We start from the raw sequence: 21,428 nt of genomic DNA, 5'->3' as shown, positions 1-21,428 counted from the left end.
TTGAGAGAGTAGTTATTTTTTCTGATCGGTTCTAATTGAAACGATAGTAGACATACCCGGTATTAGATTAGCATTACTGGGGACTTCAAAATCTATTAAAACCGGTACGCGCTGAACGATTTTAGTAAAGTTGCCCGTGGCATTATCAGGCGGAATTAGAGTAAATTTTGAACCGGTTGCCGGTGAGATATTACGAATTTTGCCGTATATTACTTTTTTCGGTAGAGAATCAAATTGTATTTTTACTTTTAAACCGGGGCGGAATTTTTCTATTTGTGTTTCTTTAAAATTAGCTTGGATATACATTGTTTTATCTTGGACGATAGAAAATAATATTCTACCGGAAACTATATAATTCCCGACTTCTAAACTGCTATTACTAAATATACCGCTCACGGGCGCAATAATTTTAGTATTTTGCAGACTCCTCTCGGTGATTTTTTTATTCTCCGTCAATTCTTTTAGGTTTTCTTCTTCTGCCGACTTCTCAAGGCTTAATAGTAGCAAATTTTGCTTAGCAATCTGTAAATCTAATTTAGCTTGATTATAGTCGGTTTTTGCTTTTGCAAATAGATTCTTTGAATCATCCAAGGCTTTGCTACTGGCAAATTTTTCTTTATTTAACTCTTTAGTTCTAGCAAAATCGGTGGAAATAATCTCAAAGCTTATTTTCGCTAAACTTAATTTTTCTTCTGCTTGTTCTAATTTAATTTGCCCTATTAAAGTTTTCTGATCGATAATTTCTATATTTTTTAGCGAGGCATTAATAGAGGCGTCTAACGCATTAAGGCGCGCCTTATAATCTCTATCGTCAATTTCACCAATCAAATCACCCTTGTTAACTCTTGCGTTATTAGAGATTAATAAGTTAGTTAAGACGCCGTTAATCTCGGAACTTACATTTGATATATCGGCATCAATATAAGCATTATCGGTAGATTGCGTATTGACCCAGACATAAATACCGTAACCGGCACTAATTAATGCTATTATAATTATCGCTAACAAATATTTAGCTAAAGGATGAGTTTTATATTTCTCAATATTTTGAGTTACATTAAGCATAGTTATTTACTACCGAGTTTTTGCTTGAGAAAATAGCAAGCAGGTATAGAAAGAATATATATAATCGCTATTAACGGTAACGAATACCATGGATATATGATAAGGTTTATAATAATGATTGCAAATAAAATCATTGCAAGGGATAAATATTCCGGTTTTATATTTAAATTTTTTGTTGAAATAGTCGGTAACCTACTAGCAAGTAAAAAAGCTATTATAGCTAAATAGATATTAATGGTTATAGTGTGAACGCGAATATTTATATTTAGTAAAGTACTAATTTCAAAATCTAACATCACCGGCATTAAAGCAAGTAACGCGCCGCAAGGGGCAGGTACACCGGTAAAAAAATATTCCGCTCTATCTTGCTTCGGCTGAAAAATACTAATGTTAAAACGTGCAAGACGTAGTGCCATGCATACGATAAATAGTAGCATCACTGCCCATGAAAACACTTTATACTCATATTGCTGAAAAGACCATAAATATATTAGATATGCGGGAGCTATACCGAAATTGGCAAAATCACATAATGAATCAAGTTCGGCACCGAAAGGGCTGGTAGCGTTTAGCATTCTTGCAACCCTGCCGTCAATGCCGTCAAGAATTGCCGCGACTATAATACAATATACGGCGATTTCCCATCTACCGTCTAAGGCAAATCTCAAAGAACTCATACCGGTAATAAGCCCTAATAAGGTAATAAAGTTAGGAATTAATTTTATAAAGGGAATAGGCTTATTTATTATAGCTTTACGTATTTTTAACAATTTATATACTCAAATAATAATATCGATCAAATTCTGAGGTCATTTCCGTGATCTATGTCATTCTAGCTAAAGGCGGGCGTTGTTGCATGGCTCGAATTTTTGCAAAATGTCGGTGTCAAGCCACGGTATGACAACATACTTGTAATAACCATAATACGGTAAATTACGAACCCCGCAACAACACTCGCGGATCGTCATTGCGAGGAGGCATTTATGCCGACGCGGCAATCAAGTATAAACATATTTTTATGCTAAACTATGTTTAGCATTCTATTAAATCCCTCATTACATTCGGGATAGCCTGGATTGCCACAGCCACTTCGTGGCTTCGCAATGACGTTATCTCCTCTCAAACTTAAATTCCGCTATTTTTTTACGACCAAAATCGGCGATGATAGTTTCGCCGCCGATAGCGGTTTGACCCTTTGTAACAAATAAGGCTGTTTTTAACGGTAAATAAATATCCGCTCTACTGCCGAAACGAATTATACCGTATCGCTCTCCTGCTTTAACCTCGGTACCTTCTTCTAAATCGCATACTATTCTTCTAGCTATTAATCCTGCTATCTGTACAAAAGCTATTTTCTGACCGGTATTAGTTTCCATTAACACCGATTGACGTTCATTATAAATACTTGCCTTATCGAGCGAAGCATTAAAAAACTTCCCCGGATTGTAATGCAGCGATAAAATTTTTCCGCTAGCAGGTACCCTATTAACATGCACATTAAAAATATTAAGAAAAATACTAACTCTTATCATTTCTTCGTCGCCAAGACCTAATTCTGCCGGCGGTATAGCTTCTTTTATTTCTTGAACTATTCCGTCGGCCGGGCTTACTATTAAGTCATCATTTATAGGAACGTAGCGGTCGGGGTTACGGAAAAAATATATACACCAAGCAGTTAGGATAAACCCTATGCCGCCAAGTTTACTATTAAAAGAAGCTAATAAAAAACTTACTACCGCAAAGCTTGCAATGAATATATACCCTTCACGATGAATAATTTTTAAAAAATCGTTATATTGTTTCATTTTAATCTCTAATAAATTTTTGATGTTATTCCTAGCTAAAGTGTTATTCTATGGCTCGTATTTTTGATGTCATTCCAGCGTTGTTGCATGGTTCTTGAAAAGTTCTCGATATCATTCCCGCGAAGGCGGGAATCTAGGCTTTTCTTTGTCATGCTGAATTTATTTCAGCATCTTTTGCACAAGATCCTGAAACAAGTTCAGGATGACTATTTTTTCCTGGATTCCCGCCTCCGCGGGAATGACATATAAGTTATTTATTCCCCTTCCTTATTCTCTTCTAACTCCTCCTCATCTTCCGTTATATTTTCCGGTGGTGCGTTTTGATCTTCTTGAGCTGATCCAAGAGCATATACACACAAATCTTCAAGCGGCACATTATTTTTTTTAGAAAGATCGTTTAATTTACTAATCGCATCCATTACTTCTGATGGTACGGTACCTCCACGCTCTTTTGACAACCAATCTGCTTGAAATTGTATTGGGTGATGCCCTTGTTCCGGTGTTCCGATATAAAATTTAAATTTTGATTTTTGTCCGCCAAAATCACAATCAAACTCAAATGCTTTCATAGTAAAAATAAATTTAATTATATTATTTATTATTAATGGTTTGATATTAAAAACGCAAACCTAAAATGCTCTTTTGTGCTAATAAAAAATTATAGCTTGTGTATAGTTGATTTATGTTGTTCCTTCCTCTATATAGGGGGCAGTTTAAGGAATGCACTTTTGGTCAACACCCCTGATGTCATTCCCGCGCAGGCGGGAATCTAGATTTTTCTTTGTCATGCTGAACTTGTTTCAGTATCCCATGTAATAGATCCTGAAATAAATTCAGGATGACTATAATTCTTCCGGATTCCCGCCTGCGCGGGAATGACATCGGAAATTCGAGCCATGCAACAACGCCTCTAATTACTAAGAATGTTTTTTCAAATTTTCTATTAATTTGTCAAAACCTTCATTCTGTAGCGTATTAGTAAATTCTTGCTGTTGGGCGCTGATAAGGCTCACGCCTTCGGTTACTATATCCGAAACTTTAAAAGTATCTTTCCCGCCGTTTTTTATTTGACGTACTAAATATTCTACTCTAATAGGTTCTTGTCCCGTATTGCTGACTATATTCATCGTTACTATAAAATCCGTGGAGGTGGAACCTGATTGGCGAACTCCTATTATTTTCGGTTGTTCACCCTTATAGTCTTTTATTAAATCCGTATAAGCTTTAGTAACATATTTAGAGTAGACACCTACAAATTCTTTAGTTTGTTCAGGTGATAAATCTTGTCTACCTTGACGTCCAAGCGTATAATTAGCCATCCACTCAAAATCTAAATTATTTGAAATTAAGCTGCGCGCTTTCGCAATTTTTACGTCTTGGGTTAAGTTTGGATCGTTAAGTGTACCGGAAGCTTCACTTACAAGCTTAGTAATATAATCATTTAATCCCTCAGGCGCGCTGTTGTCCGAATAGGCAGAGAAAGTAGTAAATAATAAAAATATAGCTGTAATAATTCTATTCATAGCAACCTCTATAATTTAATTAATATTTTTTGTATTAAATTTTGTTTTAACTTGTGGGCATTTAAAATTTGTCGGATATTGAACCGATGCTTCACGGGCTTGATGTAGAGCCGACCTAATAGCGATATAAGGATCGGTAGAGTTGTTCATGATATAATCACTAAAAGGTAATGCGATATATCGGTCATTTATTTTACTAATCGCTAAAACAGTTAGATCAAAATCATTATGAGTATAATACATCATAGGATTAAGTGCATAGTTTGTAAATATCGAATCGGTCATATCGCGAGCGTTAGTACTGCCGATTATGGGTAATACTAAATAAGGTCCCGGACCGACGCCGTAATGTGCTAAAGTATTACCGAAAGTTTGCCGCTCCGAAGGTAAACCTACTTTGCTTGCCACGTCAAATAACCCCCCTATGCCGAGAGTCGTATTAATGATAAATCTCCAAGCACTCTTCATGGTTTTATCGTAATTTAACTGTAACCCGTAATTTACGGCAGTAAGAGGAGTATCGATATTATTAACAAAGCTGTTAACTCTTGTTTTAGTATAATTATTGGTAACTTTCTTATAACCGACTGCTAAGGGACGTAAAATCAAATAATCTAACACCGAATTAAAAGCAAAAATTTTACGATTTAATCTTTCATACGGATCATAAATTTGACTGCAGCCGATACCGGTAGTATTGTAATTATACTTATCATCGTCAATATATTCAAGATCGGCTTGAACGATAAAAGGACAAAGACCGATCATTAATAAGATGATAGGTAATATTAGTATCTTCATAGTTTAAATGCTAGTTTTTTTACATACTACAATACAATATTTATTATTTTCCGCCAGTATTAATTTTTGAGAGCTTAATATAGTAAACTTGCCGGTATTTAAGATTTCAATAATTTCATCTAAATTAAAAATAAATTCTTTTCGTTTTAAAGAATAACTTGTACTGGCCGCAATAGGTAAACAGAAGGCGAAATAGCCTGATTCATTTAATAAAGAATAAATAGCATCAAAATAAATTTCCAAACCGCTAGTAAAGGATAAGCCGCAAAAACTCAATATTACATCAAAAGACCTCTTGGATAACTCTACTTCTTCTGGTAATTTGTACATCGATCCTAACCCCTCATCCTCACGTACGTTAGAGTACGCTCCGGTTCTGCGTTCCGTGTCTCCTTCAAATTCCTGAGAATAAGCGAGTTCTGCAAGAGGTCTAAATTTATCGGAGGTTTGTTTGATAAAATCCGGTATTGAAACGTCAAATACTTGATCATAAATTTCGGTATTAGGATAATATACGCTTAGTAAATTATTCATGACGGTAGAGCTTTCAACACCGGTTAAGCTAAAGCTTTCAGGAAAACGTTTTTGAATTTCATATCCTATAAGTCCGACATTACTGCCTAATTCTAAAATATTATAATTATCGGGTAAATCGGTTATCTGATTTATAGTTTCGTGAATAAAGCTATAAGGAAGATGGATATTATTTTCATTGCGAAAACTATTAGTATAGTATCTTGCCGTTAAATCTCTATATTGTTGCCATATCGCTCCGGGAATTTCCTTGGCATTTTTATAATTTTGTAAAAACGTTCCTAGTTGAGTCTTATCTTCCGTAGAAGATTTTTGGGCATAATCCAGAGCTGTTGAATAATTATTTTTTAAAAAGTAAGCTAAGGCAAGCCAATAATATATTTTAGGGTCTGCACGTGCAAAAAATTTATCGACCAATTTAAATCTTAATATTGCATCATTTAGATTTCCTTTATATAAATGATCGATTCCTAACTCAAAATTGGTTTCTTTTAAATGGCTGAGTTTGTGCTTACAATCATTATAATAGTTTGTAGAATCTAGAATCTTATTTTTACACCAATTAGGGATGTTTGTTATTTTATAATAATAAAGTTTTATCTTATCTTTTATCGTAGAAGTTATTTTGCTACCAAACATGATATCTAAATTTTATTTATTAATAATACAAATATATATCTTACAAATGTTACCGTCAACAAATTAGGGGTTAATTTATGTCCATCATTTCTAAACGCTTAAGTATTATCAAGCCTTCTCCGACTTTGGCAGTGGTTAAAAAGACGCTTGAACTAAAAAAAGCCGGAATAGATATCATTTCACTCGGTGCGGGAGAGCCTGATTTTGATACGCCCGATAATATTAAAGAGGCGGCAATCAAAGCAATAAGGGATGGTGCTACTAAATATACGAATGTTGAAGGTATGCCGCTTCTTAAACAAGCAGTGCAAAATAAATTTAAACGTGAGAATAATTTAGATTATGAACTTGATGAGATAATAATATGTAGCGGCGGCAAGCAGGTTATATATAATCTGTTTACGGCTTCTTTAAATGACGGTGATGAGGTTATTATTCCGGCACCTTACTGGGTTTCTTATCCCGATATGGTCTTACTTGCAGGAGGTAAGCCCGTCTTTGCTAATTGCGGAATTGAAAGTAATTTTAAGTTAAGTAGCGAAGCGTTAGAGCGGTTAATTACGCTTAAAACTAAATGGCTGATTATTAATTCCCCAAGTAATCCGACCGGCTCTAGCTATTCTTACGAAGAGCTGGAAAATATTGCTAAATTGTTGCGAAAATATCCGCATGTTAACATAATGTCGGACGATATTTATGAGCATATTATTTTTGACGATTTTAAATTTTATACTTTAGCGCAAATAGCTAGTGATTTAAAGGAGCGGATATTTACCGTAAACGGCGTATCCAAAGCTTACTCGATGACGGGTTGGCGAATAGGCTACGGCGCGGGTTCTAGGGATTTAATTAAAGCAATGGCTATTATCCAATCGCAAAGTACTTCAAATCCTTGTTCTATCAGTCAGATGGCTGCTATCGAAGCCTTAAACGGTCCGCAAGATTTTATTAAGCAAAATGCTTTAAATTTTCAGAAAAAACGTGATTTGGCTTTATCGATTTTAGAAAGGATAAAATATTTTAGTTGCTATAAACCGGAAGGAGCGTTTTATTTGTTTGTTAAATGTGAAAAAATATTTGGATTGAAAGCTTTATCCGGTAAAATCATAAAAAATAGTAATGATTTAGGCAAGTATTTACTTGAAGAGGCTAAAGTTGCTGTAGTACCGGGGATTGCTTTCGGCTTAGAAGGGTATTTTAGAATTTCTTATGCTATGTCTATTGAGGATTTAAAAGAAGCATGTGTTAGAATAGAAAAAGCTTGTAGTATACTAAAACAAGTTGATTAAAGTATTTTAGATTATAAGCACTTCCGGTGTCATTCCCGCGTGGATACCCAAACGTCATTGCGAGCGACCAAAGGGAGCGCGGCAATCCGGAAAATAATAATTTACATAGCATTTTGTACTAATTTTTTCCTGGATTGCCACGTCGGCGCTAAAGCACCTCCTCGCAATGACGTTTGGATTGAATTAACTATAAAAAATAATGAGAAAAGCTTTTAAAAGATTTCTAAAAAATAATAATTGTGCGGTTAATATAATCACGATTTTACTATATGGTTATTTAAAATTTGTTTATTTTACTTCAAGGCGGAAATTTATATTTCCAAAAGGAAGCGATAAGAAAAAATTTTTAGCAGAGCAAGGAGTAATTTTTGCTTTTTGGCATAATATGCTTGCCTTAAGTCCATGTATGTTTAAAGGACATACGGATGTTTACGCTTTAATATCTCCTCATTTAGACGGCAAATTTCTAAATAATATCGTTAGCAAATTCGGTTGCGGTGTTATAATCGGCTCTACTAATAAAAATCCGATTGGGGCATTGAAAGTAATTATTCAAAAATTATCCAAAGGCAGTAATGTAATAATTACGCCGGACGGTCCCAAAGGACCGGTTTACAAAATAAATAGCGGTATTACCGAAATTGCACGTAAATATAATAAAAAATTAATACCGATCGTTAGTAATACATCGAGATATTTTTTGTTAAAAAGTTGGGATAAATTAATAATGCCGCTGCCGTTCGGCACTATAACCGTCATAGTCGGCTCGCCTCTAAATTTTACAGATAATAAAGAACAAAACGATATTAACCTTGAGAAGCAGCTAAGCAGTTTAACACAGAGTTTACCGAAATGAGGTGTACTTCAATTACGTAATACAAAACGCCCGTCATTGCGAGCGATAGCAGGCTTTGTTGCATGGCTCGAATTTTCGATATCATTCCCTGCTCTCTTATGTCATTCCCGCGCAGGCGGGAATCCAGACTTTTTATTGTCATGCTGAACAAGTTTTGCGCATCTTTTTTAGTAGATTCTGAAATAAATTCAGAATGACTATAATTTTCTGGATTCCCGCCTGCGCGGGAATGACATATTGCTGCTTTTATCGAGCCATGCAACAACGCCGGCTTGACCCACTACTGTACGAACGTTTAAATAAAGAGGTAAAAATTCTGTCATTCCGTGGCTACGACCACGGAATCCAGCTTATAATATCATAAAAAGATTCTAAAATAAGTCTAATATGGCTTTATTTTCCTGGATGCCGTGATCAAGTCACGGCATGACACAGCCTTTTTTCAACGTTCGTACAGTAGTGGGCTTGACCACGGCATGACACTGTACTTATAATAACCATGGTAAATTATTAGCCATGCAACAACGCCAACAATGGCTTGTGATGAGGCGATTCGAGCAACAATACAATATGTGAATGACATTGAGAAAGTAGGAAAATGATACCACAAAAACCAATTCTTCATTTGCAGGCAATATTATATTTATATCATCTGTTAAGTTTTGTACTGTTACCGATATATTTTATCATAATTTTTATTCGGTTGCTAATAGGTAAAGAAGATATAAGTCGACTAAAAGAACGATTTGCTTTAGGGCAAAAAAGAAGTAATGAAGAGTTTTTAATATGGATACATGCGGCAAGCGTCGGGGAATCGGTAGCTGCTTTGAATTTAATTAGAAGCATAAATAGCCGATTTCCGCAAATACGTTTTTTAGTCACTTCTTGGACAACAAGCTCTGCTAGAATGTTAGTAGCTAAATTGCCGGATATAGCTATTCATCAATTTTTGCCGATCGATAACATTATTTTTGTTAAGAAATTTTTAAAAAATTGGCGACCTGATTTAGGGATTTTTATAGAATCCGAATTATGGCCGTGCATGATTAGCGAAGGGGCAAAATATAGTAAATTATTATTACTAAATGCGCGTATTTCCGATAAATCGTTTAAATCTTGGCAAAAAAGAAAAAGTTTTTTCGCCTTGATCGTTAAAAATTTTAGTAAGATTATTGTACAAAGTGAAGTCGATCGACAAAAATTTAACGATCTAGGCGTTACCGATGTAGTTAATTTAGGTAACATTAAATTCGCTAATCAAAAGCTTGAGGTAAATGAAAAAGAATTAGCTATATTAGCTGCGCACCTTAAGGATAAGCGGATTATCGTGTTTGCCAGCACTCATCCGGAAGATGAAAAAGTAATTTTTCCTATTCTTAAAATCTTAAAACGGCAATTTTCAGATTGTTATTTTATTTTAATCCCGCGTCACCCTGAGCGTGTAAAGTCAATAATTGATAATTGTGTTTTGTTAAATTTAGCAATTACCGCTAAATCACAAAATAATTTGCCGATTTTAAGCGATGACCTTTATATTGTCGATAAATTCGGTGAAATGGGGTTGTTTTTTTCTTTAGCGACAATTTCTTTTATCGGCGGGTCGTTTAAGCAAGGCGGGCATAACATATTAGAAGCGGCATATTTTGCTAATTGTATTATATTCGGCCCTGATATGAGTAAAAACACCGATATTGCGAGTGGTGCGATTAACAACAAATCGGCAATTCAAATTAAAGACGAGAATGATTTACTCGCGAAGCTGCAATATCTCTTAACTTCGAGTAATAAGAAGGAGTTAAAAGGTTATCAAGAAAATGCTTTAAGATTCGTTAATAAAAACCAATCGATATTAGATGATTATTTGAGTGTTATTGCAGAATATATCGGTTAATATAGTATGTCATTCTAGCTAAAGGCGGGAATCTAGCCTTACTTATGTCATACTGAACTTGTTTCAGCATCTTTTTTTAGTAGATCCTGAAATAAATTCAGGATGACTATAATTTTTCTGGATTCCCGCCTTTAGCTAGAATGACATCAAAAATTCGAGCCACACAACAATGCCGCTGCTGTAAGTTGCGTGACAATCCAACTTACCCCGAATGTAATAAGGAAATCAATTATGAAAACTACTTTACTATAGTATATATCTAGGTTTTTTACTCACATAGGAATAATAAAATATCACAACAGACGGTAGCTATAACTCCGAGACAGTTACACATACCGCACCCTGTGTTATGATCATCGGCATCTGTAATATTATTCTCTGAATATACGCTATTGTTCTGCGTCCCTTGATTATTTATATTAGATTCTTTGAATAATGAATTCGCAATAATGGATACTAACACGTGCTTTTCTGAAGCTGGGTTGGTATTATTTAACGGTGTAGTTTGTTTATGAGTTCCTGCTAAATTGTTATGACGTAACATACTACCCCCATTCTGAAACTAGCTCCGGTGAGAATTAAAGAATCACGCAGCAAAAATCTTCGTTTTTGCCCATAATGTATTAAAATCCTCTACGGACGTATCATAATCTATGCGAGCGGCATTGTCAAGTTAAGTATAAATGGGCGTTGTTGTGTGGCTACCGGAATCGTCATTGCGAGCGACCGGAGGCTTTGTTGCATGGCTCGAATTTTTGCAAAGTGTTTCGGTGTCATGCCACGGTATGACATCGTACTTATAATAACCATAATACGGTAAATTATGAGCCATGCAGCAACGCCGTATAAATGAGGCAATGACCATACATAACGCGAACTATGGATAAATTTTTAAGCTACAACTTATCCATAGTTGGGGTTACATAACTCATTATATATTAGTTGGGTCTATCGTAAACTTGCTCTATTACCCCGTCAAGTCCCATTAAAAAAGTATAGACTTTCAAATTTGGAAATTTTTTGTTAATGATTTTGCGTGCTTTATTTAAAGTTTCCGTATGTATATCTGTTTCTTTTTTAGGCGTTGTAAGATATTCTGCTCCAACAAGAAGTTTATACGCTCCGCATTCACGATGATCGAGAAAGATAACTTGTTTAATATTATGTAGTTTTTGTAAAATCTCAATAACATCTTCAATTGTTTTACCCCAATAAAGATATTGATTGTTAACTAAAGCAAGGGAAGAGCCGGGAAGCGATACTTCATCATAATCTTCTAGTAAATTTAATTTGTTCATAAACTCAACGGTTTCACTTTTTAGACGAAAATCTACACAAGAAATAAGAAGAGTAGAAGCTATATTAAGAGTACGAAGATGTTCGTTACTTACCGGTACTTTTAAAGTTTCCTTGCCGGAAATTATATCTTTGCTATCAGCATAAAGATTAACATTAGTTAATATAATTAACCATAAAACTATATATTTTATATACGACATACTAACTTATACCTCAATTTATTAATGGAATTAAATAGTTTAGAGATAATTCTTTAGAAAAGCATATATAATTTATATTATATTTTAGAAATAATTTTTAATTATGGTAAAATAGCCTCTAAAAAAGGAGCAAGAATTCTTAGCAATTATACTAATCAATAGGGTGTTGTTGCATGGCTTGAATTTTCGATGTCATTCCCCCGAGGCTTTGTAAAGATGGTCAAAAAATCACTGTTTTCCGATCCACGCAACAACGCCTTCCCGCGAAGGCGGGAATCCAGAAAATATTTTTAAGTCATCCTGAATTTATTTCAGGATCTACTAAAAAAGATGCGCAAAACTTGTTCAGCATGACAATAAAAAGTCTGGATTCCCGCCTTTAACTAGAATGACATACTGCTGCTTTTATCGAGCCATGCAACAACGCTAATCAATAGGTAATATATTGATAGTATAGCGTCCTCTCGATCGCTTGATACAAGCGAATTTTCTGGATTCGCCTGTGCTCACGTATTATTAACGGCTAGCGCAGGCTCACCTTTAAATTCATCTTGTCTAAATCTTTCTGAATTTAGCTGTATAATATCTAACGCACATAAACTTAACTTGACGATGCCCTAGCTAGTTATTAGATTCCTTGCAAAAAATATTTCAAGATGTTATCTTATCCCCACTTATTTTTATTCCAAAATTATAATGTTTGAATATTTTATAAAATTTTCTCCTCATATCCTTTTTATTGTTAAAGGAACGTTAATAACTTTAAAATATAGTGTGATTGCCGTGATATTAGGCTTGCTAATAGGAATATTATTAGCAATTTGTAAAGTAAGCAAAAATTTTATATTAAGGTTATTTGCAAATTTTTATACTTCTATTTTTCGTGGCACACCTTTACTTATTCAGTTAAGTATTATTTATTTCGGTTTACCTTATTTAATCGGTATTAAATTTAGCGTTTTCGTCGCCGGAGTTACGGCTTTTTCCCTTAATTCTGGGGCATATGTTTCGGAAATAATTAGAGCGGGAATTAATGCCGTCGATAAAGGGCAAGTTGAGGCGGCGGAAGCTCTTGCTATACCTAAGGCGTTAATAATGAAAGATATAATTTTACCGCAGGCAATTAAAAATATATTTCCTTCGCTAATAAACGAGCTGGTTAATTTGATAAAAGAATCGGCAATTATTTCGACGCTCGGCGAGATGGATTTAATGCGTAGGGCGAGCATAGTGTCGGGTGAAACGTATAATTATTTTTTGCCCGCACTTGTTGCGGCTTTTTGTTATTACATTTTAGTAATGATAATCAGCAATATAGCAAAAATAATAGAGAAAAAGCTAATTGTTAATTAAAACGTTCTTGCTTTTATGGAAAAAGTAATTATAATTTAAATTTAGTGCTGTCTGAGGTGCGAGGATATCCCAAACGTCATTGCGAGCGACTGCAAGGAGCGTGGCAATCTAGAAAATAATAGTCCTCCTGAATTTATTTCAGGATATAACTATAAGAGATGCTGAAACGAGTTCAGCATGACAAAAACTGGATGGCCACGGCGCCAAGAGGCGCCTCGCCATGACGATTCTGGAAGCCGTGCAACAAGTCACGAGGTGACAACTCTTCATTTACGAACAGTATATTTTGAATAAAGTTTTTTGGAGTGTTTTTTTAATGCCGACATATAATCAACTAGTACGTTTTGGGAGAAAATCAAAAACTCGTAAAACAAAATCTCCTGCCTTAGAGGCTAATCCTTTTAAAAGCGGTGTTTGTCTTGTAGTCAAAACGGTGACCCCTAAAAAGCCTAACTCTGCTCTCCGTAAAATTGCCACGGTACGTTTAAGTAATAAAAGAAGCGTTAATGCTTATATACCGGGTGAAAAACATAGCGTAAAAGAGCATGATAGAGTATTAGTTAGAGGCGGACAGGTTCCTGATCTTCCGGGGGTGAAATATCATATAGTACTTGGTGCTTATGACATTCAAGGTGTTAAAGGGCGTAAGCAAGGCCGTTCACGTTACGGTGCTTCCCGTAAACAAGCCGTAGCTGCAAAAAAATAATTAATAGATAGAGAGAAAAATAAATGTCACGTCGTCACGCCGCGGAAAAGCGAGTAATTTTACCTGATATGAAATATAACAGTACTTTGCTGTCAAGATTTATTAATAATATTATGAAAGAAGGTAAAAAATCTCTTGCGGAAAAAATAGTTTATTCAGCCTTTAATAAGATGGAAAGAAAACATAAGGTAGAACCTTATGAGGCTTTTAATAATGCCATGAATAATGTAAAGCCTTATCTTGAAGTGACTTCGGTTAGAGTGGGCGGAGCTAATTACCAAGTACCGGCTCCCGTGGATGAAAGAAGAGGGTATGCTCTGGCGTCACGTTGGATTATTAATGCCGCATTAAAGCGATCCGAAAAAATGATGATCGATAAGTTAGCTGAAGAATTATTTGAAGCATCAAATAATAGAGGCGCCGCTATCAAAAAGAAAGAAGATACTCATAAAATGGCTGAAGCTAATAAAGCTTTCTCTCATTTTAGTCCTAAAAAAATGAAATAAGGTAAACTAAAAATGAGTGAAAAAGCGAAGCTTAACGATATTCGTAATATCGGTATATGTGCGCATATTGATGCAGGCAAAACGACTACTACGGAGCGTATTTTATATTATACTGGAAAGTCTCATAAAATAGGTGAAGTCCACGAGGGCGGCGCGACTATGGACTGGATGGAGCAGGAGCAGGAGCGCGGTATTACTATTACTTCGGCTGCTACCACTTGCGAATGGAACGGGAAACAAATTAATATTATCGATACGCCGGGACACGTTGATTTTACTATCGAAGTAGAAAGGTCGTTGCGCGTTCTTGACGGTGCGGTTGCGGTATTTGACGGTGTAGCCGGTGTTGAGCCGCAATCGGAAACTGTTTGGCGGCAGGCGGATAAATATAATGTGCCTAGGATGTGTTTCGTCAATAAAATGGACAGAATGGGTGCGGATTTCTACAGATGTGTAGAGATGATAAAAGATCGTTTGGGTGCAAAACCGCTTGTTCTACAATTACCTATCGGGATTGAAGAACATTTTAAAGGGTTAATAGATTTAGTAAAAATGCAAGCCGTGATCTGGAAAGATGAATCTTTAGGAGCTGAATATTTTTACGAAGAAATTCCGGCGGATATGTTAGAGTTAGCTGAAAAATACCGAGCCGGTTTGCTTGATATGGTTGCTGATTTAGATGATCGGATAATGGAAAAATATTTATCGGGCGAAGAAGTAGCGGCAGAGGAAATTAAGAAGTTAATAAGAAAAGGTACGATAGAAAGCAAATTTTATCCGGTTTTATGTGGGAGTGCTTTTAAAAATAAAGGCGTGCAGCCTTTGTTAGATGCCGTAGTAGATTATTTACCTTCACCGGTTGATATCGGTACGGTAAAAGGTATAGATGTCGATACGGAAGAAGAGCGGGATTTTCCAATTTCGGTAACCGAGCCTTTTTCTGCTTTAGCCTTTAAAGTAATGACTGATCCGTTTGTCGGTTCTTTAACATTTATTAGAATATATTCCGGCAAAATTAGTGTCGGTACAACAGTTATTAATACCGTAAAACGACAAAAAGAAAGAGTCGGTAGAATGCTGCTTATGCATGCTAACGATCGTGAAGACGTAAAGGAAGCGGGAGCAGGTGCTATCGTAGCGTTAGCAGGTCTTAAAAATACCACTACAGGTGATACGTTATCTGATGCCGATAGGCAAGTTATCTTGGAAAGGATGGAGTTCCCTGAGCCGGTTATTGAGCTAGCCGTAGAGCCTAAATCAACTGCAGATCAAGAAAAGATGGGGTTGGCACTGGCAAGGCTTGCTTCTGAAGATCCGTCATTGAGAGTATCAACCGATCAAGAAACAGGTCAAACGGTTATTAAGGGCATGGGTGAGCTTCATTTAGAAATCATCATTGACCGTATGCGAAGAGAATTCAAAGTTGAAGCGAATATAGGCGCTCCTCAAGTAGCATATCGTGAAACTATTACTAAGACTTGTGAAATTGACTATACGCATAAAAAGCAATCAGGCGGTGCCGGTCAATTTGCTCGTGTAAAGATTATTTTTGAGCCTCTAAAAGAGGTAAAAGACTTAAAAGATGAAGATAAAAGTAAAACTTTTATTTTTGAAAGTAAAATTGTCGGCGGCTCTGTTCCAAGAGAATATATTCCCGGTGTTGAAAAGGGATTAAATAATATTCGTGAAACCGGTGTTATTGCCGGTTATCCGATGATTGATTTTAAAGCTACTTTAATTGACGGCGCGTTTCATGATGTAGATTCTAGCGTTTTGGCGTTTGAAATTGCGGCAAAAGCTGCCTTCAGAGAAGGTATGCCGAAAGGTAGCCCAAAATTACTTGAGCCGATTATGAAAGTTGAAGTTATTACCGCCGATGAGTATATGGGTGATATTATCGGTGATTTGAATAGTCGTAGAGGATCGATCCAAAGTATGGAACCGCGTGCTAATGCGCAAGTAATTACTGCCAATGCTCCTTTAGCCGAAATGTTTGGGTATGTCAATATGCTTAGGTCTTTGTCTCAAGGAAGAGCTCAATATAGCATGGTATTCTCTCATTATGACCAAGTACCGGCTCAAATAGCGGATACTATCAAAGCTAAGAAATAGAAAACGCCATTGTGAAGCATTAGTGGTGGTGGTGCATGGCTCGAATTTTCGGTGTCATTCCCGTGAAAACGGGAATCCGGAAAATTATAGTCATCCTGAATTTATTTCAGGATCTAATACAAGCAGATGCTGAAACAAGTTCAACATGACAAAGAAAAGTCTGGATTCCCGCCTTTAGCTAGGAATGACATCGAAAATTCGAGCCATGCAACAACGCCTGTGCCTCCTTGCAATGACGGACTTTAGAGACCTTTATAGTTGGATTTTAATAAATATATATTGATTTATTTTTTAAAATATGATAGGAGTGTAGCTCAATCGGTAGAGCGCCGGTCTCCAAAACCGGAGGTTGCGGGTTCGATGCCTGTCGCTCCTGCCACCTTTAGGCAGAAGTAAAAAATTGATTTGTATAGCAAAAAGCATTAAGGTATAGACATTAAATTTCAGAGCGAGCTAAGCTACGCGTATACTAAATAACGTGAGCACAAGCGAAACTTGCAAAATTTAGTGTATATACAGCTAAATTCAGAAAGGTTTAGACAAGATGAATTTAATGGTGAGCTAAGCTACCGTACTAGAGTACGTGAACACAGGCAAATCCGGAAAAATTTGCTTGTATCAAGCTTTATGAATGACGCTGTACCTTAATGGTTGAAGCTATAGTTTGGAATTAGCAATTTAGGATATGTTTAAAGAAAATAAAATCTATAAATTTTTTGAGCAAGTCAAACAAGAGACTTATAAAGTTGTTTGGCCCGCTAAAAAAGAACTAATTGCTTCAACATCTATAGTAGTGGTCGCGGTTTTTATTTTTAGCTTAATTTGTTTAGTACTAGATTACACTATACATAATATAATACAAATTTTACTTAACATTGCTAAATAGCCGGTAAATAGGGAAAATTGTGACAGAGCAAAGCATTAGTAATACGTTAACTGATTCTCAAAAACATGAAATGCGTTGGTACGTTATTCATACATTATCGGGTTCTGAAAAACGCATAAGACAAATGATACTCGATAAGATACTTAAGCAAAAAATGTCTGAATTTTTTGAAGATATATTAGTACCGGTTTTCGGAGTGCCTGAGGTTAAGCGAGGCAAAAACGTTAAGACTGAAAAAAAATTTATGCCTAGCTACATCTTGATAAAGATGAATATGAGCGATAAATCTTGGCATTTAGTAAAAAATATACCGGGGGTAACCGGGTTTTTAGGAAGTAAAACTACTCCACAAGCTCTTACTGAAAGCGAAATACAGAATATTTTTAGTAAGTTGGAATCAGAAGCTAAAGAAGCTAAGGATTTTAAATTATTTGAAATCGGCGAGTCGGTTATAGTTACAGAGGGACCATTTGAAACTTTCGCAGGTATGGTCGAAGAAGTTGATCAAGAAAAAAATAAGTTAAGGGTTTCAATATCAATTTTCGGTAAAGCAACTCCGATAGAATTAAATTTTACGCAAGTGAAAAAAAATAACTAAAATAAATTAGTACTATACAGTTTTGTAAAAGAAGAAATTGACGAGGTTAAAAATCGCCATTGCGAGGCGGCGTTGTTGTGTGGACAGGTTAAGTATGCTCTCTGTCATTCTCGTGAAGGTTGGGTGTTGTTGTATGGCTCGATCTTACCCCGTCATTGCGAGGAGATGCGGAGCATCGACGTGGCAATCTGGAGAAAAAAATAGCAAAAAATGCTATGAAAATTATTATTTTCTGGATTGCCGCGCCGGGACTACGTCCCTCCTCGCAATGACGATTCCGGTATCCACGCGAGCATTGCCTTCGGCGTTGTTGCATGGCTCGAATTTTTGATGTCATTCCCGTGAAAACGGGAATCCAGAAAAATACTTTTTAAGTCATCCTGAATTTTTTCAGGATCTACTAAAAGATGCTGAAACAAGTTCAGCATGACATAAATACGGCTAGATTCCTGCCTGCGCGGGAATGACATACGGCACTTTTTTAGAGCCGTGCAACAAAGCCCGGCCTTTAGCTAGGAATGACATGCTGTTGCTTGTATCGAGTCATGCAACAAAGTCGGCAGCGATAAGTAAAAACGTCTGGAATGATATAAAAAAAGTAATAAAACTCACAAATAACATACGTGAATAAAGTAAGGATTTATCAATGGCGAAAAAAATAAAAGGTTATATTAATTTAATTATTCCGGCAGCTAAGGCTGCTCCTGCTCCGCCTATCGGACCTGCGCTCGGTCAGCGGAAGGTAAATATTATGGAATTTTGTAAAGCTTTTAATGCCGCGACACAAAGTATTGCGCCTAACACGCCTTTACCGACCGTGATTACCGTTTATGAAGATAGTAGTTTTACTTTTAAAATTAAGACGCCGCCGGCATCTTATTATTTAAAGCAATATGCCAAAATTGAAAAAGGATCGAAAGCTACTAAAAAAGAAGTCGTGATCGGGAAAGTTACTATGGATGACTGTCGTGAGATTGCTAAACTTAAAATAGTTGATCTTAATACTAACGATATTAATGCAGCGGCGAAAATTATTCGCGGTACTGCTGAATCCATGGGATTGGAAGTTGTAGGGAATTAATCATATGTCAATAAATAAAAAAATTGTTACCGCTAAAGCTAGCGGCGGTAAAAAAATAAGAGAAGCAAGGCAAAAAGTAGATTCATCCGCTTTATATAATTTAACAAGCGGCGTTGAATTTTTAAAATCTGCATCATATGTAAAGTTTAACGAAACTTTAGAAATAGTAATGAAATTAGGTGTAGATCCTCGGCATTCCGATCAGATGGTACGAGGAGTTATTACTTTGCCTGCCGGTACCGGTAAGACCGTGAAAGTTGCAGTTATTTGCAAAGAAGAAAGAATAGAAGAGGCGAAGAAAGCTGGAGCAGATATGGTCGGCTCGGTAGAGATTATTGAAGAAATTAAAGCCGGTAAAATTAATTTTGATGTCTGCATAGCAACACCGGATATGATGTCTGTCATCGGTTCGGTTGCAAGAATTTTAGGACCTAAAGGTTTAATGCCTAATCCAAAGCTTGGTACCGTAACATTAGATATTACGACTGCCGTAAAAAATGCCAAAAGCGGACAAGTGGAATATAGAGCAGAGAAAGCTGGTATAATCCATGCAGGCGTCGGAAAATTATCTTTTCCGGAGCAAGATTTACGAAAAAATTTACAAGCTTTAATCACTGCGGTAATTAAAGCAAAGCCTGCCGGTGTTAAAGGAAATTATTTAAAGGCGGTATATTTGTCTTCTACTATGGGACCATCAGTAAAAATAGATTTAGCCAGTATATTGTAATACTATTCAAGGAGAATTAAAAAGTGTTAAGATCGGAAAAGCCAATAGTCGTAGAAGAGCTTGAAAAGGTTTATAAGGAATCAACTTCCGTAATTGTTGCTCATTATCATGGGTTAACGGTTAGTCAAATTAGTTCACTTAGAGAGTCTCTTAAAGTTAAAGGAGCCGGTTTTAAAGTTGTTAAAAATACTTTGGCTAAAATAGCTGCTAATAAATCGGGGCTAGACGGTGCCGTTAATTTATTTGCCGGTCCTACTGCTATTGCTTATTCTAAAGATCCGGTTGAAGTAGCAAAACTTGTTGTAGATTTTGCTAAATCTAATGACAATCTTAAAATAGTAGGCGGTATAGTTAATGACCAACTATTAAATGAACATTCAATAAGAGAGCTTTCTAAGTTACCGTCGCTAAACGAGCTTAGAGGTAAAATTATAGGGTTGTTACAAGCTCCTGCTACGAAAATAGTGGGTGTATTACAAGCGCCGGCATCAAGCTTGGCAAGAGTGATACAGGCGTATGTTAGTAAAAATTAATTAAGACATTAAAGTAAAAAGGAAAAAACTATGGCAAAATTAGCTAAAATTAAAGAAGAATTATCATCCCTGACATTAATACAAGCAGCTGAGCTTGTAAAAGCTCTTGAAGAAGAGTGGGGCGTATCTGCTGCCGCACCTGTGGCAATGGCTGCTGCTGCGCCGGTTGCTGCTGAAGCGGCTGCTGAAAAAACAGATTTTGATGTAATATTAGTAAGTAGCGGTGATAAAAAAATAGAAGTAATTAAAGTAGTAAGAGAAATTACCGGACTTGGCTTGATAGAAGCTAAAAATTTAGTAAGCGAAGCTCCTAAGCCGGTTAAACACGGCGTAAATAAAGAAGAAGCTGAAAAAATCAAAGCAAGCTTAGAAGCTGCAGGTGCAAAAGTTGAATTAAAGTAATTAAGATTTAGTTCTTAATTATAAATTAGTAGCCGTATTTTTTTAATATTAAATTTATAAAATTTTTTATTAAAAAAATCTTGGCTTACCTCAAATAGTTATTTTTATTTAAAATTATTAAATCTGTTATTGCCATTAAAAATGTTAGCTTTTCGCTATTATTTGAGCCTTTAATTTACAATCAAGGTTAAGTCCCCTTACCCTTGATTGTTCTATTTTAATCAGCTTTATGATAATTTGTCGCCCTATCCGCATTTAAGGGGCGTTGTTGCATGGCTCGAATTTTTGATGTCATTCCCGTGAAAACGGGAATCCGGAAAAGCATTTAAGCGAATTATATAGTAAATTTTTATATAAGTTTGTTTATTTTAAGTATTTTTTCTAGATTCCCGCCTTTAGCTAGGAATGACATACTGCTGCTTTATCGAGCCATACAACAACGTCCATTTAAGGATAGCAAACTCTATAGCATAGCACTTAGATTATTTAACTTGCTAAAGTAAATAAAGTCACTTTTGTAAATTATTAAAATTTAGTAAATTATATATTTAAATATAAAATGCTGATTTTTCTAAAGAATAAAATAAATTATAAAAATAAATTTTTGTAATATTAATTAGTT

At 35.7% G+C, this 21,428-nt stretch carries 31 protein-coding genes and 1 tRNA gene; 17 read left to right on the top strand and 15 right to left on the bottom strand.

Annotation, left to right across the window (positions count from 1 at the left end):
• Nucleotides 1–12: 12 nt before the first annotated feature.
• The 8 genes from AAGD64_RS09145 to AAGD64_RS09110 form a co-directional block, all read right to left on the bottom strand.
• Nucleotides 13–1,065 carry an HlyD family secretion protein gene (locus AAGD64_RS09145; protein WP_341793190.1) on the bottom strand — a complete coding sequence of 351 codons (1,053 nt, stop codon included), beginning with the start codon at nt 1,063–1,065 and terminating at the stop codon, nt 13–15.
• 2 nt (nt 1,066–1,067) lie between these two features.
• On the bottom strand, nt 1,068–1,835 hold the full coding sequence (gene pssA, locus AAGD64_RS09140) for a CDP-diacylglycerol--serine O-phosphatidyltransferase (RefSeq protein WP_341793189.1): 768 nt from the start codon (nt 1,833–1,835) through the stop codon (nt 1,068–1,070).
• 66 nt (nt 1,836–1,901) lie between these two features.
• On the bottom strand, nt 1,902–2,063 hold the full coding sequence (locus tag AAGD64_RS09135; RefSeq protein WP_341793188.1) for a hypothetical protein: 162 nt from the start codon (nt 2,061–2,063) through the stop codon (nt 1,902–1,904).
• Between the two features lie 111 nt (nt 2,064–2,174).
• The gene (locus AAGD64_RS09130; protein ID WP_341793187.1) at nt 2,175–2,870 is read right to left on the bottom strand and encodes a phosphatidylserine decarboxylase; all 696 of its coding nucleotides are present in this window, start codon (nt 2,868–2,870) and stop codon (nt 2,175–2,177) included.
• A gap of 254 nt (nt 2,871–3,124) precedes the next feature.
• Entirely contained in the window at nt 3,125–3,439 is a 315-nt protein-coding gene (locus AAGD64_RS09125; RefSeq protein WP_341793186.1) for a DUF2610 domain-containing protein, read from the bottom strand.
• A 348-nt stretch (nt 3,440–3,787) separates the two neighbouring features.
• A complete protein-coding gene (locus tag AAGD64_RS09120; protein WP_341793185.1) occupies nt 3,788–4,393 on the bottom strand; it encodes an ABC transporter substrate-binding protein in 606 nt (201 codons plus the stop codon).
• A gap of 15 nt (nt 4,394–4,408) precedes the next feature.
• Complete coding sequence (locus AAGD64_RS09115) at nt 4,409–5,194, bottom strand: VacJ family lipoprotein (protein ID WP_341793184.1); 786 nt, start codon at nt 5,192–5,194, stop codon at nt 4,409–4,411.
• 3 nt (nt 5,195–5,197) lie between these two features.
• Complete coding sequence (locus AAGD64_RS09110) at nt 5,198–6,367, bottom strand: palindromic element RPE1 domain-containing protein (protein WP_341793183.1); 1,170 nt, start codon at nt 6,365–6,367, stop codon at nt 5,198–5,200.
• A gap of 77 nt (nt 6,368–6,444) precedes the next feature.
• Here AAGD64_RS09110 and AAGD64_RS09105 point away from each other — a divergent pair, with 77 nt between their 5' ends.
• The 3 genes from AAGD64_RS09105 to AAGD64_RS09095 are packed head-to-tail and all read left to right on the top strand — an operon-like array spanning nt 6,445 to nt 8,512.
• Nucleotides 6,445–7,656: a pyridoxal phosphate-dependent aminotransferase gene (locus AAGD64_RS09105; protein WP_341793182.1), complete on the top strand. Its 1,212-nt coding sequence runs from the start codon at nt 6,445–6,447 to the stop codon at nt 7,654–7,656.
• Between the two features lie 39 nt (nt 7,657–7,695).
• On the top strand, nt 7,696–7,872 hold the full coding sequence (locus tag AAGD64_RS09100; protein ID WP_341793181.1) for a hypothetical protein: 177 nt from the start codon (nt 7,696–7,698) through the stop codon (nt 7,870–7,872).
• Complete coding sequence (locus AAGD64_RS09095; RefSeq protein WP_341793180.1) at nt 7,856–8,512, top strand: lysophospholipid acyltransferase family protein; 657 nt, start codon at nt 7,856–7,858, stop codon at nt 8,510–8,512. The genes AAGD64_RS09100 and AAGD64_RS09095 overlap by 17 nt, the downstream gene beginning before the upstream one ends.
• Here the strand turns inward: AAGD64_RS09095 and AAGD64_RS09090 are convergent.
• Nucleotides 8,463–8,774 (bottom strand): hypothetical protein, encoded by a 312-nt coding sequence (locus AAGD64_RS09090; protein WP_341793179.1) that lies wholly within the window; start codon nt 8,772–8,774, stop codon nt 8,463–8,465. The genes AAGD64_RS09095 and AAGD64_RS09090 overlap by 50 nt on opposite strands.
• 180 nt (nt 8,775–8,954) lie before the next feature.
• On the bottom strand, nt 8,955–9,137 hold the full coding sequence (locus AAGD64_RS09085; protein ID WP_341793178.1) for a hypothetical protein: 183 nt from the start codon (nt 9,135–9,137) through the stop codon (nt 8,955–8,957).
• Nucleotides 9,138–9,146: 9 nt separating this feature from the next.
• Here AAGD64_RS09085 and waaA point away from each other — a divergent pair, with 9 nt between their 5' ends.
• On the top strand, nt 9,147–10,403 hold the full coding sequence (waaA, locus tag AAGD64_RS09080) for a lipid IV(A) 3-deoxy-D-manno-octulosonic acid transferase (protein WP_341794197.1): 1,257 nt from the start codon (nt 9,147–9,149) through the stop codon (nt 10,401–10,403).
• A 268-nt stretch (nt 10,404–10,671) separates the two neighbouring features.
• Here the strand turns inward: waaA and AAGD64_RS09075 are convergent, their stop codons facing one another.
• The 3 genes from AAGD64_RS09075 to AAGD64_RS09065 form a co-directional block, all read right to left on the bottom strand.
• A complete protein-coding gene (locus tag AAGD64_RS09075; RefSeq protein WP_341793177.1) occupies nt 10,672–10,947 on the bottom strand; it encodes a hypothetical protein in 276 nt (91 codons plus the stop codon).
• Nucleotides 10,948–11,076: 129 nt separating this feature from the next.
• The gene (locus AAGD64_RS09070) at nt 11,077–11,235 is read right to left on the bottom strand and encodes a hypothetical protein (RefSeq protein WP_341793176.1); all 159 of its coding nucleotides are present in this window, start codon (nt 11,233–11,235) and stop codon (nt 11,077–11,079) included.
• Nucleotides 11,236–11,341: 106 nt separating this feature from the next.
• On the bottom strand, nt 11,342–11,902 hold the full coding sequence (locus AAGD64_RS09065; protein ID WP_341793175.1) for a carbonic anhydrase: 561 nt from the start codon (nt 11,900–11,902) through the stop codon (nt 11,342–11,344).
• A gap of 696 nt (nt 11,903–12,598) precedes the next feature.
• Between AAGD64_RS09065 and AAGD64_RS09060 the strand changes: the two genes are divergently transcribed.
• The 7 genes from AAGD64_RS09060 (at nt 12,599) to nusG (ending at nt 18,063) form a co-directional block, all read left to right on the top strand.
• Nucleotides 12,599–13,255, top strand: coding sequence for an amino acid ABC transporter permease (locus tag AAGD64_RS09060; RefSeq protein WP_253308416.1), 657 nt, complete (start codon nt 12,599–12,601; stop codon nt 13,253–13,255).
• A 316-nt stretch (nt 13,256–13,571) separates the two neighbouring features.
• Nucleotides 13,572–13,961, top strand: coding sequence for a 30S ribosomal protein S12 (gene rpsL / locus AAGD64_RS09055; RefSeq protein WP_253310106.1), 390 nt, complete (start codon nt 13,572–13,574; stop codon nt 13,959–13,961).
• Nucleotides 13,962–13,984: 23 nt separating this feature from the next.
• Nucleotides 13,985–14,467, top strand: coding sequence for a 30S ribosomal protein S7 (gene rpsG, locus AAGD64_RS09050; RefSeq protein ID WP_253308417.1), 483 nt, complete (start codon nt 13,985–13,987; stop codon nt 14,465–14,467).
• 12 nt (nt 14,468–14,479) lie between these two features.
• Nucleotides 14,480–16,579: an elongation factor G gene (fusA, locus tag AAGD64_RS09045; protein ID WP_341793174.1), complete on the top strand. Its 2,100-nt coding sequence runs from the start codon at nt 14,480–14,482 to the stop codon at nt 16,577–16,579.
• 303 nt (nt 16,580–16,882) lie between these two features.
• A tRNA-Trp gene (locus tag AAGD64_RS09040) sits at nt 16,883–16,958 on the top strand.
• Between the two features lie 306 nt (nt 16,959–17,264).
• On the top strand, nt 17,265–17,465 hold the full coding sequence (gene secE, locus AAGD64_RS09030) for a preprotein translocase subunit SecE (RefSeq protein ID WP_341793172.1): 201 nt from the start codon (nt 17,265–17,267) through the stop codon (nt 17,463–17,465).
• A gap of 19 nt (nt 17,466–17,484) precedes the next feature.
• Complete coding sequence (gene nusG / locus AAGD64_RS09025; RefSeq protein WP_253308421.1) at nt 17,485–18,063, top strand: transcription termination/antitermination protein NusG; 579 nt, start codon at nt 17,485–17,487, stop codon at nt 18,061–18,063.
• Nucleotides 18,064–18,151: 88 nt separating this feature from the next.
• On the opposite strand, the gene AAGD64_RS09020 is transcribed toward nusG, so the two are convergent.
• Complete coding sequence (locus tag AAGD64_RS09020) at nt 18,152–18,400, bottom strand: hypothetical protein (RefSeq protein WP_341793171.1); 249 nt, start codon at nt 18,398–18,400, stop codon at nt 18,152–18,154.
• Entirely contained in the window at nt 18,315–18,533 is a 219-nt protein-coding gene (locus AAGD64_RS09015) for a hypothetical protein (RefSeq protein ID WP_341793170.1), read from the bottom strand. Before AAGD64_RS09015 ends, AAGD64_RS09020 begins: the two co-directional genes overlap by 86 nt.
• Between AAGD64_RS09015 and AAGD64_RS09010 the strand changes: the two genes are divergently transcribed.
• The 6 genes from AAGD64_RS09010 to AAGD64_RS08985 all read left to right on the top strand — a co-directional run bounded on the left by AAGD64_RS09010 (nt 18,527) and on the right by AAGD64_RS08985 (nt 21,309).
• Nucleotides 18,527–18,694: a hypothetical protein gene (locus AAGD64_RS09010; RefSeq protein WP_341793169.1), complete on the top strand. Its 168-nt coding sequence runs from the start codon at nt 18,527–18,529 to the stop codon at nt 18,692–18,694. The genes AAGD64_RS09015 and AAGD64_RS09010 overlap by 7 nt on opposite strands.
• A gap of 15 nt (nt 18,695–18,709) precedes the next feature.
• Nucleotides 18,710–19,144, top strand: coding sequence for a 50S ribosomal protein L11 (rplK, locus tag AAGD64_RS09005; RefSeq protein WP_253308422.1), 435 nt, complete (start codon nt 18,710–18,712; stop codon nt 19,142–19,144).
• A gap of 4 nt (nt 19,145–19,148) precedes the next feature.
• Nucleotides 19,149–19,871: a 50S ribosomal protein L1 gene (gene rplA / locus AAGD64_RS09000; protein WP_341793168.1), complete on the top strand. Its 723-nt coding sequence runs from the start codon at nt 19,149–19,151 to the stop codon at nt 19,869–19,871.
• 23 nt (nt 19,872–19,894) lie between these two features.
• Complete coding sequence (gene rplJ, locus AAGD64_RS08995; RefSeq protein ID WP_341793167.1) at nt 19,895–20,404, top strand: 50S ribosomal protein L10; 510 nt, start codon at nt 19,895–19,897, stop codon at nt 20,402–20,404.
• A gap of 30 nt (nt 20,405–20,434) precedes the next feature.
• Nucleotides 20,435–20,806 carry a 50S ribosomal protein L7/L12 gene (gene rplL / locus AAGD64_RS08990; RefSeq protein WP_253308425.1) on the top strand — a complete coding sequence of 124 codons (372 nt, stop codon included), beginning with the start codon at nt 20,435–20,437 and terminating at the stop codon, nt 20,804–20,806.
• A 359-nt stretch (nt 20,807–21,165) separates the two neighbouring features.
• Complete coding sequence (locus tag AAGD64_RS08985; protein ID WP_341793166.1) at nt 21,166–21,309, top strand: hypothetical protein; 144 nt, start codon at nt 21,166–21,168, stop codon at nt 21,307–21,309.
• Nucleotides 21,310–21,428: the final 119 nt, after the last annotated feature.

Source organism: Rickettsia endosymbiont of Ceutorhynchus obstrictus, assembly GCF_964026565.1.
GTDB lineage: Bacteria > Pseudomonadota > Alphaproteobacteria > Rickettsiales > Rickettsiaceae > Rickettsia.
Note: the sequence above shows the minus strand (reverse complement) of the source record. Positions and strands in the feature narration are given on the sequence as shown.